Genomic DNA, 16161 nt, shown 5'->3' with positions numbered 1-16161 from the left:
CCCGGACTAGGTCCCGGTTCCGGTCCCGCTCTTCTCGGCCTTGGCCGTCTTGTCCCCCTTGGCCGCGTTCTCGGCCTTCGCCGCGTTCTCGGCCTTCGCCGCCTTCTCGGCCTTCGCCGCCTCCGCGAGCTGCCGTTTCATGGCGGTCGCGTACATGTCGACGTACTCCTGACCGGAGAGCTTCATGATCTCGTACATGACCTCGTCGGTCACCGCGCGCAGCACGAAGCGGTCGTGTTCCATGCCCTGGTAGCGGGAGAAGTCGAGGGGCTTGCCGATGCGGATGCCGGGCCGCATCAGCTTCGGCATCACCTGGCCGGGCGGCTGGATCTTCTCGGTGTCGATCATGGCGACCGGGATGACGGGCGCGCCGGTGGCGAGGGCCACGCGGGCGAGGCCGCCCGGCTTGCCCCGGTACAGGCGGCCGTCCGGGGAACGCGTGCCCTCGGGGTAGATGCCGAACAGCTCGCCGCGCTCCAGGACCTCTATGCCGCTCTTGATGGCGGCCTCCCCCGCGCCGCGCGCGCCGGAACGGTCCACCGGGAGCTGGCCCACGCCCTTGAAGAAGGCCGCGGTCAGCCTGCCCTTGAGCCCGGGGGTGTTGAAGTACTCGGCCTTGGCGATGAAGGTCACCTTGCGGTCGAGGACGGCGGGCAGGAAGAACGAGTCGGAGAACGACAGGTGGTTGCTCGCCAGGATGGCGGGGCCGTCGGCCGGGATGTGCTCCAGTCCCTCCACCCAGGGCCGGAAGGCGAGCTTCAGCGATCCCCCGATGGTGACCTTCATCGTGCCGTACAGCAACCCAGTGCCTCCCGTGTCCGAAGTTCAGACCTTATCCCGCGGCACCGTCAATGGCTCCGACGGCCCTGGTCGGTGTCCGTGCCGTCGCGTACGGTGAAAGCCCCGCGAGTCCCCCTGACGACAGGAGACCGAGACGTGTCGGTCCTGCCCGGAGCCGAGCCGTTCCGCCACGAGGGCGGGGAGGCCGGCGTCCTCCTCTGTCACGGTTTCACCGGTTCCCCGCAGTCGCTGCGCCCCTGGGGCCGGTACCTGGCCGCGCGCGGCCTGACGGTGGCGCTGCCGCTGCTGCCCGGGCACGGCACCCGGTGGCAGGACATGCAGGTCACCGGCTGGCAGGACTGGTACGCGGAGGTGGACCGCGAGCTGCGCGCCCTGCGCGAGCGCTGCACGCGGGTCTTCGTGGCCGGCCTGTCCATGGGCGGCGCGCTGGCGCTGCGGCTCGCCGCCAAGCACGGGGAGGCGGTGCAGGGCGTCGTCGTGGTGAACCCGGCGAACCGGATGCACGGGGTGGCCCAGCACGCCCTGCCGGTCCTGCGCCACCTGGTGCCGGCGACGAAGGGCATCGCCAGCGACATCGCCAAGCCGCTCAGCAAGGAGTTGGGGTACGACCGGGTGCCGCTGCACTCGGCGCACTCGCTGCGCGCGTTCTTCCGTCTGGCCGACGGCGACCTGCCGCAGGTGACCCAGCCGCTGCTGTTGCTGCGCAGCCCGCAGGACCACGTGGTGCCGCCGGCCGACTCGGCGCGCATCCTGGGCCGGGTGTCGTCGACGGACGTGACGGAGATCCTGCTGGAACAGAGCTACCACGTGGCGACGTTGGACCACGATGCGGACCGGATCTTCGCGGAGAGCGTCGCGTTCATCGGCCGGCTCGCGCCCGGTTCCGTCACGGAACCGGAGTCCGGTCTCGGCAAGGAAGGGACGGCCGCAGGTGGCTGAGCACGACTCCGACCGCGAGGACCGCGAGGAGCGGGACCTGGAGCGGGAGCACCGCGAGGGACGGGAGCGCGCGGCGGACGGCGGTCCCGGGGCGCAGGGGACGCCCTTCGACGAGGACGCGGCCTGGGACGCGATCGTCGCCGGGTACGGGGACGAGCCGCCGGACCCGCCGGGCGCGAAGCCCTTCAAGTCGATCGAGGACCTGGCGCTGCTGGAGCCGGAGGTGAACGACGAGAAGCCCGCGGCGGACCGGCCGTCCTCGGAGCGGCCGCTGGGCAGCTCCGTGGCCTTCGCTCCCGGCATCGGCCCCCGCGACCACACCACCGCCGAGCCGTCCGACGACGACTTCGACGCGGACGACGAGGGCCACTTCGTGCCGCCCGAGCCGCCGCCGCTGCCCGACGCCGACCCGACCGCGAAGTTCGCCTGGCTGGGCGTGCTCGGCGGTCCGGTGCTGCTCCTGCTTGCGGTGGTGCTCGGCTGGGAGATGACCTGGTGGCTGACGACCCTGAGCATCGGCGGCTTCCTCGGGGGCTTCGCCACCCTGGTCGTGCGGATGCGGACGGGTGAAGAGGACGACGACGATCCGGGGCGGGGCGCGGTGGTGTAGCCGGCCCGGGAGCGGCACGTCAGGTGCGCGCCGCGGGCACGCGGAGGGCGGTCAGGACCGGCAGGTGGTCCGTGGCCGCCCTCAGGTCGTCCTCGGCCACCCCGGGCAGTCCCGACGGCACCCCGCAGCCGAGGACCTCGACGCCCTCGGTGACGAAGACCGCGTCGATACGGCGGTCCGGCGCGCCGGCCGGGAAGGTGTACTCCCCGCCCCAGGGCGCGGCGGTCCAGCAGTCGCGCAGTCCGTCGCCGAGCCGCCGGAAGGTGCGGCCGCCGGGGCGCTCGTTCAGGTCGCCGCCCGCCACGGCGTGCGTCACGCCGAGGGCGGCCAGGTGGTCGAGGAGCAGACCCGCCTGCTCGTGGCGTTCGTCCGCCCGCAGCGACAGGTGGGTGCTGAGCACGCCGAGACGGGTTCCGCCGATCCTGACCACGGCGGTGGCCAGGCCCCTGCGGTGCTGACCGGGGATGAGCGGGAGCAGCGCGTCCTCGGTGCGCTCCACGGTGGCCCGCAGGGAGCACAGCAGGGCGGGCCCGGCCGCGGTGCCGCCGCCGGAGAGGAGGACCAGATCGCACGCCGCGGCGAGCCGGGTGATCTTCTTGCGCCAGCGGAAGAGGCGCGGGGCCTCCTGGAGTAGGACGAGGTCGGGTGCGCAGGCCCGGATGACGCGGGCGAGGGCGTCGGTGTCGTCGCGCATCGAGCGGATGTTGTAGCTCAGGACCCGGACGACCGCGGAACCGTCGGGTTCGGTATGGGAGTTGGGAAGAGGAGGAAGCGAGGACGTTGCCATGTGGATCAAGATACGACGCGGCCCGTCGTCCCCGGACGGGGCTCGACGGGCTCGGTCGTCCACGAGGCCCCGCGCGTAGGCGGGCCCCGCGATTCCTACATGATCGGGTCGGGTTCCCTCGCCAGGTCGGCCGCGCCCACGAGGCCCGCCTTGTTGCCGAGTTTGGCGGCGATCACGTCGGCGACCGGACGCCAGTTGCCGCCGACCAGCCAGCGCTTGTACGACTTGCGGATCGGGTCGAGGACCAGGTCGCCCTCGTCCGAGAGACCGCCGCCGACGATGAAGGCGGACGGGTCGAAGAGCGAGGCCAGGTCGGCGAGACCGGCACCGGCCCAGCGGGCCAGCTCCCGGTAGGAGTCGACGGCGACCGGGCAGCCCTGGCGGGCGGCGACCGAGATGTGCTTGCCCTCGATGCCGTCGGGGGTGCCGTCGCCGAGCGCGAGCAGCACCTCGGCGCGCTCGGGGGTGGCGTTGGCGCGCTGCTTGGCGTACCGCACCAGCGCCCGGCCCGACGCGTACTGCTCCCAGCAGCCCTGCGAACCGCAGCCGCACAGCAGGCCGTCGGGCACCATGCGGATGTGGCCGAACTCGGCGGCCACGCCGAAGTGACCGCGGCGCAGCTTGTTGCCGATGATGATGCCGCCGCCCAGGCCGGTGCCGAGGGTGATGCAGATGACGTTGCGGTGGCCCTTGCCGCCGCCGAACCTGTACTCGCCCCAGGCCGCGGCGTTGGCGTCGTTCTCCACGACGACGGGGAGGCCGACGCGGGCCTGCACCTTCTCCTTCAGCGGTTCCTGGCGCCAGTCGATGTTGGGCGCGAAGTAGACCGTCGAGCGCTGGCGGTTGACGTAGCCGGCGGCACCGATACCGACGCCGACGATCTCGTGTCCCACGCGCGCGCCCTCCACCGCGGAGGCGATGGCGTCCACGATGGCCTCGGGCGTGGTGGGGGTCGGCACCTTGTGGGTCGAGAGGATGTTGCCTTCCTCGTCGACCACGCCGGCCGCGATCTTCGTGCCGCCGATGTCGACGCCGATGGTGAGTCCCATGAATCCCTCAGTTCGGTCGAGCCCCGCTAAGGGCAACCGTACCCGAGGCGGGGCTCAGTCCAGGTCGATGCGCTGCCCCGGGCCGGTGCCCCCGTCGTCCTCGTCGCGGCCGTCGGTGCCGCTTTCGTCCAGGTCACGGGGGTCGCCCGGGTCCTTCGGGGCGGTGTCGCCCGTGGTCCAGCGGCGTTCCTGGTTCTGGACGGCGGAGCGGTAGGCGGCGAGGAGTTCACCGCCCGCGGCGGCGAGGTGGTCGAACACCCCCGGGTTGCGCTCGATGACCGGTTCGACGGCGGCCTTCGCCTGCTGCACGACCTGCCGGACCACCTGCTGGGCGGCGGGTCCGGCGACCTGGCCGAGCAGCGGGGACTGGAGGGCGGACAGCTTGTCGGCGACGGTGTCGACCAGCCGGCGCAGCTCCTCGGCGGCCGAGCCGGGCGGCGGCCCGTACGCGGCGCGGCGGCGGGCCTGCTCCGACTCCAGGTCCTCGGCGCAGGCCGTCGCCCAGGCGTCGGCGTCGGACGCGGCACGCGTCTCGTCCGTCGCACGCGCCCCGTCGGTGGCACGCTTCCCGTCGGTGGCGCGGGGCTCGCCGGTCACACGCGTCTCGTCAGTCGTACGGGTGTCGTCGGTCGTACGCGTCTCGTCAGTCGTACGGGTCTCGTCGGTCGTACGGGTCTCGTCGGTCACACGCGTCTCGTCGACCGCGTCGGCCTCGTCGGGGCGAGGGGCCTCGGACGGGAGCTCTTCGCTCATCACGGACTCCTGACTACGGTTCGTCCTTACGACGTTACCCGAACGGGCCGCGGTCCCGCCGGGTTCCGCCGGTCAGCGCTCCCGCGGCCACAGCCCGGGGTCCGGAGCGAACCGGACGGCGAGCGTGCCGTCCCGCAGCGCGGCCCCGTCCACGGAGCAGCGGCGCAGCGCGGAGGGCAGCGGGACCGTGCGGCGGAACGGCCCGGCGGCGACGACCAGTTCGTCACCGCGGCGGACCAGGTCGAGCTCCTCGCGCACGGCGCCGGGCAGCGGGATGCGCCAGACCAGCACGCCGTCCTCGGCCAGCCGGTCGGTGACGGGCCACTCGACCGGGGAGGCGGCCGGGTCGACGCCCGGCACGTCGAGGTCCGTCAGGTCGTCCGTGCCCCGGGGGTCCCGGCCGAGATGGGCGACGGCGTGGACGTCGTGCGTTCCCCGCCACTCCTCCAGGGTCTTGCGCTGCTGAGCGAGGAGGCCGCCGAGCCGGCTGTCCGCCGGGACGTCCTCGGGCAGGACGCGGTTCGCGACCAGCAGGTCGGTGCGCAGGCCGCGCAGGGCGAGACCGAGGGTGGTGACGAGGACGGCGTCGGCTCCGGCCGGTCCGGGCTCGGCGACCAGCCGTACGGTGGTGTTCCGGTCGGCCAGGACGGCCTCGGTGGCGGCGAGTTCCAGGTCCCAGCGGGCCGCGGCCTCGTACAGCGCCTCGGTGGGCATGGGGACGCCGGCGAGCCGGCCGAGGACGGGGCGCAGGGCCCGGGCCGCCTGCCGCTCGGGCGGGAGCAGGCGGCGCAGGCTGCGGCGCAGTTCCTCGGGTGCGGCGAGCAGGGCGAGGGCACGCGGGGCGGGCGGCAGGTCCACGACGAGGAGGTCGTGCGCCTCGGCGAGGGCGGCCTCGCGCAGGGCGCGCAGCAGGGCGAGGTCGTCTGCGCCGGGCAGCGGGGTGAGTTCCTCGGGGTCGAGGCGGGAGGCGCCGAGCAGGTCGAGGGCGGAGGCGGCGCGGTCCTGGAGGGCGACGAGGGTCTCCCGGAAGCTCTGGGCGGCGTCGGGGCGCCAGGCGGTGAGGCCGGGTTCGACGGTGGTCGGCGCGGGGCCGGTGCGCACGCCGAGCACCGCGCCGAGGGTGTCGTCGCGGTCGGTGCCGAGGAGGAGGGTGCGGGTGCCCTGGCGGGCGGCCTTGAGCGCGGTGGCGGCGGCGAGCGTGGTACGGCCGGTGCCGCCGGGGCCCGTGATCAGGAGGGTGCGCATGGGGGTGAACGGTACCGGTGCGTGCGGGGCGCCGGGCGGGGGTGCCTTGGCTGCGCCGGGTGGGGGGCGGGGGCGGCGCCGGGTGGGGGTGCCGGGGGCGGGGGCTGCGCGGCCCGGCGGTGCGGGGTGCCGCTGCGCCCACCCGTGCCGCCCCAGCGGCACGACTGCCCGCAGCGGGGGGGCGCGGCGACTGCCCGCAGCGGGGGGGCGCGGCGACTGCCCCGCGGCTAGGGCCGGTTCGACTCGACTCGCTTCTTCAGACCTGCCAAGGCCCGGTCGATGATGACCTTTTCCGCCTTGCGCTTGATCATGCCGAGCATGGGGATCTTGACGTCCACCGTGAGCCGGTAGGTGACCTCCGTGCCCGTGCCCGCCGGGCGGAGCAGGTAGGAGCCGTCGAGGGAGCGCAGCATCTGGGACTTCACCAGCGTCCAGGAGACCTCGTGCTCGCCGGTCCAGGTGTAGCCCAGCGTCTGGTCGTCCTTGATCGCCCCGGCGTCCATGACGAGCCGGACCTGCTCGGCACGCCCCTGCGCGTCGGTCGCGAGGACCTGCGCCTCCTTCACCTCGCCGGTCCAGTCCGGGTAGCGAGCGAAGTCGGCGATCACCGCCATGACGTCGGCCGGTGCCGCCTCGATGGTGATGCTCGAGCTGGTGTGTTCCGCCATCGCCGTGGCTCCTCCGGATGCGGGCCGCTACTGAGGTGGTCGTGCGCCCGTCGCGCGCACGTGTGTGCCGCGTGCAGGCTATCGCGCACGGGGGCGGGGCATGTCACCACCCACCTGCGCGGGTCCGCCGTCCCCGGTCACCACTCCAGCGCCCAGGGCCGTCCCGTCGACGCGAAGTGGCCGACGTTGACGCACTCGGTCGCCCCGACGCGCATCCGCCGGGTCAGCGGCTGGTGGACGTGGCCGAACAGGGCGTAGCGGGGCCGGGTGCGGCGGATGGCGTCCAGCAGCGCGCGGCTGCCCCGCTCGAAGCGCCGGGCCACCGTGTCGTAGAGCAGTTCCGGCACGTCCGGCGGGATGTGGGTGCACAGCACGTCCACCTCGCCGACGGCCTCGATCTTCGCCGCGTACGCCTCGTCGCTGATCTCGTACGGGGTGTTCATCGGGGTCCGCAGGCCACCGCCGACGAAGCCGAAGACGCGGCCGCCGATCTCCACCCGCTCCCCGTCGAGCACGGTGGTGCCGGGCCCGGCGAACTCGGGCCACAGCGGCGGCACGTCGACGTTGCCGTAGGTGGCGTACGTCGGAGTCGGGAAGGCGGCGAAGAGTTCGGCGTACTGCCTGCGCACCGCCCGCTCGATCAGCTCGCGCGGGTCCCCGCCGGTCTCGGCCCACAGCCGCCTGCCGAAGTCCCGGGCCTCGTCGAAGCGGCGGGCGGTGCGCAGCGCCACGATGCGGTCGGCGTTCGCGACGCCGAACAGGTCGGGGAAGATGCCGCGCGAGTGGTCGGCGTAGTCGAGGAAGAGGACCAGGTCCCCGAGACAGATCAGGGCGTCGGCGCCCTCGCCGGCCCTGGCCAGGTCGCGGGCGTTGCCATGGACGTCGCTGACCACGTGGACGCGTGTGCTCGTGTTACGGGGCGGTGTGGGTGCCATGGCGATCAAGCGTAAGCAGCGCGTGCCTGATGTGAACAGTGGCGGTCGGACCTGCGGTTACTGGCTGGTCGGTTGATCCGTCGACTACTGTGCGCAAAGCAAACCCCATCCGTGTGACGCGGCGAACATCTCGCGGGGACCCCCTGTCGGAGAACGCATACCGACGGGTAACGTCCGGGCCGTCCAGTCGTGCTCTGGATTTCAACATGTGAATCGCGCATGAGTTCTCCGGAGCACTTGCCCGACCCTTGGACCGCACCGTCGCATCACACAGTGTCGTGGCGCCGGCGCCCTATGAGGAGCAGCAGTCTTGCGCGAGTTCAGCCTTCCGGCCTTGTACGAGGTCCCCACGGACGGAAACCTGACCGACATCGTCAGGAGGAACGCCGCGCAGCATCCTGACGTCGCCGTCATCGCCCGCAAGGTGGACGGCGCCTGGCAGGACGTGACCGCGCGCGACTTCCTCGCCGAGGTGCACTCAGCGGCCAAGGGCCTCATCGCCTCCGGCGTCCAGCCGGGCGACCGGGTCGGCCTGATGTCCCGTACCCGGTACGAGTGGACGCTGCTGGACTTCGCGATCTGGAGCGCCGGCGCGATCACCGTGCCGGTGTACGAGACCAGCTCCGCCGAGCAGGTGCAGTGGATCCTCAGCGACTCGGGGGCCACGGCGTGCGTCGTGGAGTCGGCCGGGCACGCCGCGGCCGTGGAGTCGGTGCGCGAGCAGCTGCCGGCCCTCAAGAACCTCTGGCAGATCGACGCCGGGGCGGTGGAGGAGCTGGGGCGCCTCGGGCAGGACGTCACCGACCGGGCCGTCGAGGAGCGCGGCTCGATCGCGAAGGCGGACGACCCCGCCACCATCGTCTACACCTCCGGCACCACCGGCCGCCCCAAGGGCTGCGTGCTCACCCACCGCAGCTTCTTCGCCGAGTGCGGCAACGTCGTCGAGCGGCTGCGTCCGCTCTTCCGCACCGGTGAGTGTTCGGTCCTGCTCTTCCTCCCGCTCGCCCACGTCTTCGGGCGGCTGGTCCAGGTCGCGCCGATGATCGCGCCGATCAAGCTGGGCAACGTCCCCGACATCAAGAACCTCACCGACGAGCTGGCCGCGTTCCGGCCCACGCTGATCCTGGGCGTGCCGCGCGTCTTCGAGAAGGTCTACAACTCGGCGCGGGCCAAGGCGCAGGCCGACGGCAAGGGCAAGATCTTCGACAAGGCCGCCGACACCGCCATCGCGTACAGCAAGGCGCTGGACACCCCGTCGGGCCCGGCCGTCGGCCTGAAGATCAAGCACAAGGTCTTCGACAAGCTCGTCTACAGCAAGCTCCGTACGGTCCTCGGCGGCCGCGGCGAGTACGCGATCTCCGGCGGCGCCCCGCTCGGCGAGCGGCTCGGCCACTTCTTCCGCGGCATCGGCTTCACGGTCCTGGAGGGCTACGGCCTGACCGAGTCCTGCGCGGCCACCGCCTTCAACCCCTGGGACCGGCAGAAGATCGGCACGGTCGGCCAGCCGCTGCCCGGCTCCGTGGTGCGCATCGCGGACGACGGCGAGGTGCTGCTGCACGGCGAGCACCTGTTCAAGGAGTACTGGAACAACCCGGCCGCGACCGCTCAGGCGCTGGCCGACGGCTGGTTCCACACCGGCGACATCGGCACCCTCGACGAGGACGGCTACCTGCGGATCACGGGCCGCAAGAAGGAGATCATCGTCACGGCCGGCGGCAAGAACGTCGCCCCGGCCGTCATAGAGGACCGCATCCGGGCGCACGCGCTGGTCGCCGAGTGCATGGTGGTCGGCGACGGGCGGCCCTTCGTGGGCGCGCTGGTCACCCTCGACGAGGAGTTCCTGGGCCGCTGGTGCGAGGAGCACGGGAAACCGGCCGGTTCGAGCGCGGTGTCGCTGCGGGACGACGCGGATCTGCTCGCGGCGATCCAGGACGCGGTCGACGACGGGAACGCGGCGGTGTCGAAGGCGGAGTCGGTGCGGAAGTTCCGGGTGCTCGGGGCGCAGTTCACCGAGGACTCGGGGCACTTGACGCCTTCGCTGAAGCTGAAGCGGAACATCGTGGCGAAGGACTACGCGGACGAGATCGAGGCGATCTACGCCAAGTAGGGGCGCCCATGGGGTGCCGGGTGCGGTTCGACGGCGGCGTCCCGTCCGTCGGGGCTGGATGGGCAGTCCCCCTCGCCCCTGAGGTCAGTCCGACTCCCCCGCGCCGACAAGGCACCCCGCGTTACAGCAGCGCCTTCAGGTGCTCCGCCAGCAGGTCCCAGCGCCACTTCTCCTCGACCCACGAGCGGCCCCGCTCGCCCATCCTGCGGCGCAGTGCGGGGTCGGCGAGGAGGGCGATGACGCGGTCGGCGGACTCGTCCGGGTCGGCGCCGCGGACCACCCAGCCCGTCTCGCCGTCCAGCACCGCGTCGGGGGCGCCGCCCGAGTCGCCGGCGACGACGGGCAGACCGGTCGCGGAGGCCTCCAGGTAGACGATGCCGAGTCCCTCCACGTCGAGGCCGCCCCGGCGGGTGCGGCAGGGCATGGCGAAGACGTCCCCGGCGCCGTAGTGGGCGGGCAGCTCGGACCAGGGCACCGGGCCGGTGAAGTGGACGGAGCCGGCCACGCCCGTCTCGGCGGCGAGACGGCGCAGGTCCTTCTCGTAGGGGCCGCCGCCGACGATCAGCAGGACGGCGTCCGGCTCGGCGGCGAGGACGCGGGGCATCGCGCGGATCAGGGTGTCCTGGCCCTTGCGCGGGACCAGGCGGGAGACGCAGACGACGACGGGCCGGTCGGTGAGGCCCAGGCGGGCGCGCACCTCGTCGCCGCCGCTGCCCGGGTGGAAGGTCTTCTCGTCGACGCCGGGCGGCAGTTGCACCATCCGGGCGGCGGCCTCCGGCGTGAGCGCGCCCGCGATGCGGGAGCGGGTGTACTCCCCGAGGTAGGTGATCGTGTCGGTCGACTCGCCGATGCGGCGCAGCAGTCGGCGGGCCGCGGGCAGCTGGGCCCAGCCCGCCTCGTGGCCGTGGGTGGTGGCGACGAGGCGCTCGGCGCCCGCCTTCCGCAGGGCCGGGGCCATCAGGCCGAGGGGCGCGGCGGCCCCGAACCACACCGAGGTGCAGCCGTGCTCGCGCAGCAGGCCCACCGCACGCCGGGTGGCGCCGGGCGTCGGCAGCAGCATCGTCGTACGGTCCCGTACGACGGTGAAGGGCTGCTCGGCGTCGAAGGCGGCGGTGGCCTCGATGCCCTCGCGGCTCCGCTTCCAGGTGGAGGCGTAGACGACCAGCCGCTCGGGGTCCAGGCGCAGCGCCATGTTGTGCAGGAAGGCCTGGATGCCGCCCGGACGGGGCGGGAAGTCGTTCGTCACGATCAAGGTCTTGCGCACGTCGCCGACCCTACCGAACCGGCCGCCGGGAGCGGACCGGGCCGCCTCCTGTGGCACACGTACAGGTGTCCGGGTCATCATGTCCGCACCGGAAGGCAGCAGCGGCCGGCAGGACGGACGGGCAGGGAGCACGTGGAGACGAAGGACGCGGGGCGGTCACCGGTGTGGCTGCTGTCGACCTGGGGCGCCTCGCGGCTGGTGCTGCTGCTGTTCGTGCTGAAGGTGCTGGTCTTCCCCGGCCCGGACGTCACGAGCGACGTCTCCGTGATCTACCGGGGCTGGTCCGACGTCCTGCGTACCGGAACGTTTCCGCTGGCGGACGTCACCTGGCAGTACCCGCCGGCCGCGGCCCTCCCGGTCCTCTCCCCCGGCCTGCTGCCCTTCCTGGAGTACGCGACGGCGTTCTTCGTCCTCGTCTGCGTCACGGACGCCGCCGTCCTGGCGCTGCTGTGGCACGCGGGCCGGGGATCGGCCCGCTCGCCGCGCGGTGCGTGGGTGTGGGTGGTGGGCGTGCCGCTGCTCGGCCCGACGGTGTACGCCCGCTACGACGTGATGGTCACCGCCGTCGCGGTGGCCGCGCTGCTCGCCGCGGGCCGGCATCCCCGCGTGGCCGGCGGCCTGGCGGCGCTCGGGGCGCTGCTGAAGGTGTGGCCGGCGATGGTGCTCCTCGGGATGCGGGGGCGGACGCCGTGGCTCGCCGCCGTGCTGAGCGGCGCGGGGCTCACCGCGCTGTTCGCCGTGTCGATGCCCGGGGCGTTCGCGTTCCTGACGTTCCAGCGTGAGCGGGGCGTCGAGGTGGAGTCGCTGGGCTCGCTGGTCTTCCACGTCGCGCGGCACTTCGGCTGGGAGGGCGGGGTGCTGCTGAACTACGGCTCCATGGAGTTCCTGGGCCCGCACGTCGGCACGGTGGGCACGGTCTCCATGGCGCTCAGCGGGGTGGCGTTCGGCTGGCTGGTGCTGTGGCGGCTGCTGGCCGCGCGGTCGGGGGGCCGGGGGTTCGCGGCGCACACGGCGGCGGACGCGGCCTTCGTGGCGGTGCTGATGTTCACGGTGACGAGCCGGGTGATCAGTCCGCAGTACCTGGTGTGGCTGATCGGCGTCGGTGCCGTGTGCCGGTGCTTCCGGGAGAGCCGGATGCGGGTGCCGGTCACCCTGGTGCTGGTGGCGAGCCTGGTGACGCTGCTGGAGTTCCCTCTCCTGTTCGGCGACGTCGTCACGAGCACCCCGCTCGGCATCACGCTCCTGGCCGTCCGCAACGTCCTGCTGGTGGCCGCCACGCTCGTCGGCGCCCGCGCCCTGTGGCGGGACACGGTGCGGCTCGGGCGCCCGGACGGCGCCGGGGAGCCCGGCGGGCTCAGCCGAGCCGCGTCCGCAGATACTCCCGCCAGCGCGCCGTGAAGTCCTCCTGGGTCGTCCCGAGCACCTTCCTCGTCGCGTCCTCGACGGCGCCCGCGCGCTCGCCGTGCGCGCCCACGGAGCGGTAGAAGGCGTCCAGCCGGTCCTCGTCCCACTGCTCGGCGATCATCCGGCAGGCCAGCCAGCCGCCCTCGTAGGCCCGGGCCAGTTCCTGCGCGTCGGCGGTGAAGCCGAAGTCCTCGTCCGTCGGCAGCCGCGCCGGCACCTCGCCCCCGGCGACCGCCTCGGCCAGCTCGGGGGCGGCCTCGGCGGCGGCGCGCGCGCTGTCGCGGTAGCCGACCCAGTCGGCGTAGCCCTCGGAGAGCCACAGCGGCGTGGCGGAGGTGGTGTCGGCGCGGGTGGCGACGTGGGTCGTCTCGTGGGTGAGGACGACCTGCCGGCCGAGGTCGCCGAGGAGTCCGTACGCGTCGGGGTTGACGATGATCCGGTCGGCCGGGGCGTGTTCCCGGCCGCCCGTCTCCCCGGTGGTGACCGCGGCGATGCCCCGGTAGGAGGAGGCGGGCGAGCCGAGCAGGCCCGCCATGCCCTCCAGCGACCTGGGGACGACCACGACCACCCGGCGGGCCCAGTCGCCGTCCCAGGCGTCGGCGACGGCGGGCACCGCCCGGTCGGCAAGCCCGGCGAAGCGGCGCAGGGTCCCGGTGGGCTGCCCGACGCCGAGGACGAGGCTGTGCGTCCCCCGGACGACCTCGACCTCACCCTGGTCCCAGGGCTGCTGGCCGGACTTCTTCGCGGGCCGGTCGGAGTCGACGGACCACCGTCCGCCGGCGCCGTCCCGGCTCAGCCGCAGCGTGCGGCCGGTGGCCACGGCACCCCGGTCGTAACCCTCGACGCGGTAGCGCAGCTCGACGTCGGCGGTGGCGGTGTCGCCGCTGCGGTCCAGGTCCCGCACCCGGTACGACCAGGCGGCCAGCGGGATCGCGCTCAGGTCGCCGAAGCGGGCACCGGCGCCGGTGCGCGCGTAGGCGGCCGCGTCGTGGGCGAGGACGGCCGCGGCCCGCCGGTCGAGGACCCCCTGGACCTCGGCCCGAGCGGGATCGGCCACGCTCCGGCCCCCGCAGCCCACGAACCCGACGATCAGCAGGCACAGCACCCCCGCCGACCACCCCGGCACCCGCGTTCGACCAGCCACGTTCCCGATCGTACGGGCGCGGGACCGCGGACGGCACCGGACCGGGACCCCGGGAGCCGGGACCCGGCAGGCCGCGGGCACCGGCCGGGTCGGGCCCGGGGGTCCGGCGCCGGCGTCACACCCGGGTGATGGACGAGATCGGCATCATGCCGACCGGGTCGTAGCGCACCGGCGCTCCGGGGTAGGGGGCGTGGATCACCTGGCCGTTGCCGGCGTACATGCCGATGTGGCTGGCGTCGCTGCGGTAGGCGACCAGGTCGCCGGGGCGTGCCTCGGACAGGGACACGCGGCGCCCGGTGCCGGACTGCGCCTGGGAGGTGCGCGGGATGCCGACGCCGGCCTGCGCGTAGGCCCACTGGGTCAGGCCCGAGCAGTCGAAGCCGGAGGGGCCGTTGGCGCCCCAGACGTAGGGCTTGCCGAGGGCGGAGCGGGCGGCGGCGAAGGCGGCAAAGGCGCGGCCGGAGGCGGGAGCGGCGGCGCCGGCCAGGGCGGTCAGGTCCGCGCGGCCGGAGCGGGAGCCGCGCCCGTAGGCGGCGCGTTCGTCGTCCGGCAGGGCGGCGAGCAGCGCGCGGGCCTCGGCGAGCTTGCGCTCCACGGTCTTCTTGTGGGCGGCGACGGCCTTGCGGCCCCGTTCCAGCTCGGCGAGCTTGGCGGCCGCCTCGGCGCGGTCCTGCGCGAGGTCGCGCATCGCCTGCTGGAGCTCTTTCAGCTCGCCCGCCTGACGGGTGGTGATCCGGTCGAGCACGGAGGCCCGGTCGAGGTAGTCGTCCGGTTCGGCGGACAGCAGCAGCGCCAGCGACGGGTCGATGCCGCCGGAGCGGTACTGGGCCCCGGCCAGCGAACCGAGCGCGTCGCGCAGGGTGTTGACGTGCTGCTGCCGGCGGGCGATGGAGTCCTGCGCGGTGGAGAGCTCCTCGCGCAGCCGGTCGGTGCGCGCGTCGGCCTTGTTGTACGCCTCGGTCGCCTGCTCCGCCTCGGTGTGCAGGCGGTCCACCTCCGCCCGCCGGTCGTCGTGCGGCGCGGCCGTGGCCGGTACGGCGCCCAGGAGCGCGGCGGCGACGGAGAGCAGGCCCACGGCGGCGGTGGAGCCGCGGTCGAACCCGGATGGTGCAAGGCGGCGATGGGACCCCACGGGAAGCCGCACTCCTTCCGCTGGCGGACGGGGAAACGCGGCAGACAGTAACCCCGCGGCGGGGCACCGGCCAACGACCTCCGGGGCCGCGCAACACGACGCCCCGCCGCTGACGCAGGTCACCGGCGGGGCGGGGGGTCACATGACCCGGACGTGATTCGCTCGAACGGGCGGTACGGCGGGGCTGATTCCGGGTGGCGCGGCGGCGCCGGGTCGGGCCTTCGCACCGGGCACGGTCAGAGGCACACGCCGGCCCCGGTCAGACGCGCACGCCGAACATGAACGGGCCGCCGATCGTGCTCATCGACTCGTAGCGGACGTTGGTGCCGGTGCGCGGCGCGTGCAGGACCTGGCCGTTGCCGGCGTAGAGGCCGACGTGGTGCAGGTCGCTGAAGAAGAAGACCAGGTCGCCCACCTGCAGCTGGCTCATCGAGGAGATCCGGGTGCCGTAGTTGGCCTGTGCCTGGGAGGTGCGCGGGATGCCGACGCCGGCCTGTGCGTACGCCCAGGAGGTCAGGCCCGAGCAGTCGAAGGAGGACGGGCCGGTGGCGCCGTAGACGTACGGCGTGCCTATCTTGCCCTGGGCCGCGGCGAAGGCGGCGCCCGCGCGGCCGGAGGCCGGGGTGGACTTGCCGCCGGTGAGCACCTGGCGCTCGCTGGCGCGGTTGGAGCGCTGCTCCTCCTCCTGGAGGGCCGACCGCTCCTGCGCGGTGAGCGTGTTGAGCAGCTTCTGCGCGGACGAGAGCTTGCCCTGGACCTGCTTCTTCTTCTTGCCCAGTTCGGTGCGGGTGGCGGAGAGGTCCTTGAGCTTCTCGGAGGCCTCGGACCGCTGCTGGGCGAGGTCGCGCTGCTTGACCTGGATCTTCTTGAGCGCCTCGACCTGCTGGCCGCTGAGCTGGTCGAGGGTGGAGGCCTTGTCCAGGTAGTTGTCCGGGTCGGCGGACAGGAAGAGCTGGAGGGAGGGGTCGATGCCGCCGGAGCGGTACTGGGCGCTGGCCATCGAACCGAGGCCGTCGCGCAGCTCGTTGAGCTCCTCCTGGCCGCGGGCGACGTTGTCCTGGATGGTGGAGATCTCCTTCTGGAGCTTCTCCTGCTTCTCCTTGGCGCCGTTGTACTTCTCGGTGGCCTGCTCGGCCTCCTCGTAGAGCTTGTCGACCTTGGCCTTGACCTCGTCCTTGCTCGGCTTCTCGCTCGGGGCCGCGTTGGCGGCCTGGGAGCTGAGAGCGACAGCGGCGGCGGCAGCGGTGGTGAGCACGGTCACGCGCGTGCGGCTCGGCTGCTTGGGACGACGGTGGGACGCCACGGAGACGAGCTCCTTCTTGA

The 16161-nt window shown here is 73.6% G+C and carries 15 protein-coding genes; 4 read left to right on the top strand and 11 right to left on the bottom strand.

All coding sequences use genetic code 11. The features are described from left to right. Positions 1-6: 6 nt before the first annotated feature. Positions 7-786, bottom strand: a complete 780-nt coding sequence (locus tag EV562_RS21125; protein WP_208298394.1) for a lysophospholipid acyltransferase family protein — start codon at positions 784-786, stop codon at positions 7-9. 150 nt (positions 787-936) lie between these two features. On the opposite strand from EV562_RS21125, the gene EV562_RS21120 reads away from it, so the two are divergent. Together EV562_RS21120 and EV562_RS21115 are read left to right on the top strand one after the other, a co-directional pair. Then, complete coding sequence (locus EV562_RS21120) at positions 937-1740, top strand: alpha/beta fold hydrolase (RefSeq protein ID WP_133888390.1); 804 nt, start codon at positions 937-939, stop codon at positions 1738-1740. Continuing rightward, complete coding sequence (locus tag EV562_RS21115; protein WP_133888389.1) at positions 1733-2350, top strand: hypothetical protein; 618 nt, start codon at positions 1733-1735, stop codon at positions 2348-2350. Before EV562_RS21120 ends, EV562_RS21115 begins: the two co-directional genes overlap by 8 nt. 19 nt (positions 2351-2369) lie before the next feature. On the opposite strand, the gene EV562_RS21110 is transcribed toward EV562_RS21115, so the two are convergent. The 6 genes from EV562_RS21110 to EV562_RS21085 form a co-directional block, all read right to left on the bottom strand. After that, a complete protein-coding gene (locus EV562_RS21110; protein ID WP_133888388.1) occupies positions 2370-3137 on the bottom strand; it encodes an endonuclease/exonuclease/phosphatase family protein in 768 nt (255 codons plus the stop codon). A gap of 95 nt (positions 3138-3232) precedes the next feature. Beyond that, a complete protein-coding gene (locus EV562_RS21105; protein ID WP_133888387.1) occupies positions 3233-4186 on the bottom strand; it encodes an ROK family glucokinase in 954 nt (317 codons plus the stop codon). Positions 4187-4240: 54 nt separating this feature from the next. Next, positions 4241-4939 (bottom strand): DUF5304 domain-containing protein, encoded by a 699-nt coding sequence (locus EV562_RS21100; RefSeq protein ID WP_133888386.1) that lies wholly within the window; start codon positions 4937-4939, stop codon positions 4241-4243. A gap of 72 nt (positions 4940-5011) precedes the next feature. After that, the gene (locus tag EV562_RS21095; protein ID WP_133888385.1) at positions 5012-6184 is read right to left on the bottom strand and encodes an ArsA-related P-loop ATPase; all 1173 of its coding nucleotides are present in this window, start codon (positions 6182-6184) and stop codon (positions 5012-5014) included. 227 nt (positions 6185-6411) lie between these two features. Continuing rightward, positions 6412-6852: an SRPBCC family protein gene (locus EV562_RS21090; protein WP_133888384.1), complete on the bottom strand. Its 441-nt coding sequence runs from the start codon at positions 6850-6852 to the stop codon at positions 6412-6414. 137 nt (positions 6853-6989) lie between these two features. Further along, the gene (locus EV562_RS21085) at positions 6990-7787 is read right to left on the bottom strand and encodes a metallophosphoesterase (protein WP_133888383.1); all 798 of its coding nucleotides are present in this window, start codon (positions 7785-7787) and stop codon (positions 6990-6992) included. Positions 7788-8097: 310 nt separating this feature from the next. Here EV562_RS21085 and EV562_RS21080 point away from each other — a divergent pair, with 310 nt between their 5' ends. Then, the gene (locus EV562_RS21080; RefSeq protein WP_133888382.1) at positions 8098-9894 is read left to right on the top strand and encodes an AMP-dependent synthetase/ligase; all 1797 of its coding nucleotides are present in this window, start codon (positions 8098-8100) and stop codon (positions 9892-9894) included. A gap of 121 nt (positions 9895-10015) precedes the next feature. Here the strand turns inward: EV562_RS21080 and EV562_RS21075 are convergent, their stop codons facing one another. Further along, positions 10016-11158, bottom strand: a complete 1143-nt coding sequence (locus EV562_RS21075) for a glycosyltransferase family 4 protein (RefSeq protein WP_133888381.1) — start codon at positions 11156-11158, stop codon at positions 10016-10018. 132 nt (positions 11159-11290) lie between these two features. Here EV562_RS21075 and EV562_RS21070 point away from each other — a divergent pair, with 132 nt between their 5' ends. Next, complete coding sequence (locus EV562_RS21070) at positions 11291-12556, top strand: glycosyltransferase 87 family protein (RefSeq protein ID WP_133888380.1); 1266 nt, start codon at positions 11291-11293, stop codon at positions 12554-12556. Here EV562_RS21070 and EV562_RS21065 read toward each other — a convergent pair. From EV562_RS21065 to EV562_RS21055, 3 genes are all read right to left on the bottom strand, one after another. Next, a complete protein-coding gene (locus EV562_RS21065; RefSeq protein WP_166661917.1) occupies positions 12513-13706 on the bottom strand; it encodes a hypothetical protein in 1194 nt (397 codons plus the stop codon). The genes EV562_RS21070 and EV562_RS21065 overlap by 44 nt on opposite strands. A gap of 115 nt (positions 13707-13821) precedes the next feature. Continuing rightward, the gene (locus EV562_RS21060) at positions 13822-14838 is read right to left on the bottom strand and encodes a C40 family peptidase (protein WP_133888379.1); all 1017 of its coding nucleotides are present in this window, start codon (positions 14836-14838) and stop codon (positions 13822-13824) included. A 259-nt stretch (positions 14839-15097) separates the two neighbouring features. Beyond that, on the bottom strand, positions 15098-16141 hold the full coding sequence (locus EV562_RS21055) for a C40 family peptidase (RefSeq protein WP_133888378.1): 1044 nt from the start codon (positions 16139-16141) through the stop codon (positions 15098-15100). Positions 16142-16161 lie beyond the last annotated feature (20 nt).

This window comes from Streptomyces sp. BK208, from assembly GCF_004364245.1.
Lineage (GTDB): Bacteria > Actinomycetota > Actinomycetes > Streptomycetales > Streptomycetaceae > Streptomyces.
This window is presented reverse-complemented; position numbering and strand designations above follow the sequence as displayed.

Bases quoted from the DNA above. Each gene is read 5' to 3' on its own strand.
- EV562_RS21125 (WP_208298394.1), bottom strand. From the start codon at position 786: ATGAAGGTCACCATCGGGGGATCGCTGAAGCTCGCCTTCCGGCCCTGG.
- EV562_RS21110 (WP_133888388.1), bottom strand. From the start codon at position 3,137: ATGGCAACGTCCTCGCTTCCTCCTCTTCCCAACTCCCATACCGAACCC.
- EV562_RS21105 (WP_133888387.1), bottom strand. From the start codon at position 4,186: ATGGGACTCACCATCGGCGTCGACATCGGCGGCACGAAGATCGCGGCC.
- EV562_RS21100 (WP_133888386.1), bottom strand. From the start codon at position 4,939: ATGAGCGAAGAGCTCCCGTCCGAGGCCCCTCGCCCCGACGAGGCCGAC.
- EV562_RS21095 (WP_133888385.1), bottom strand. From the start codon at position 6,184: ATGCGCACCCTCCTGATCACGGGCCCCGGCGGCACCGGCCGTACCACG.
- EV562_RS21090 (WP_133888384.1), bottom strand. From the start codon at position 6,852: ATGGCGGAACACACCAGCTCGAGCATCACCATCGAGGCGGCACCGGCC.
- EV562_RS21085 (WP_133888383.1), bottom strand. From the start codon at position 7,787: ATGGCACCCACACCGCCCCGTAACACGAGCACACGCGTCCACGTGGTC.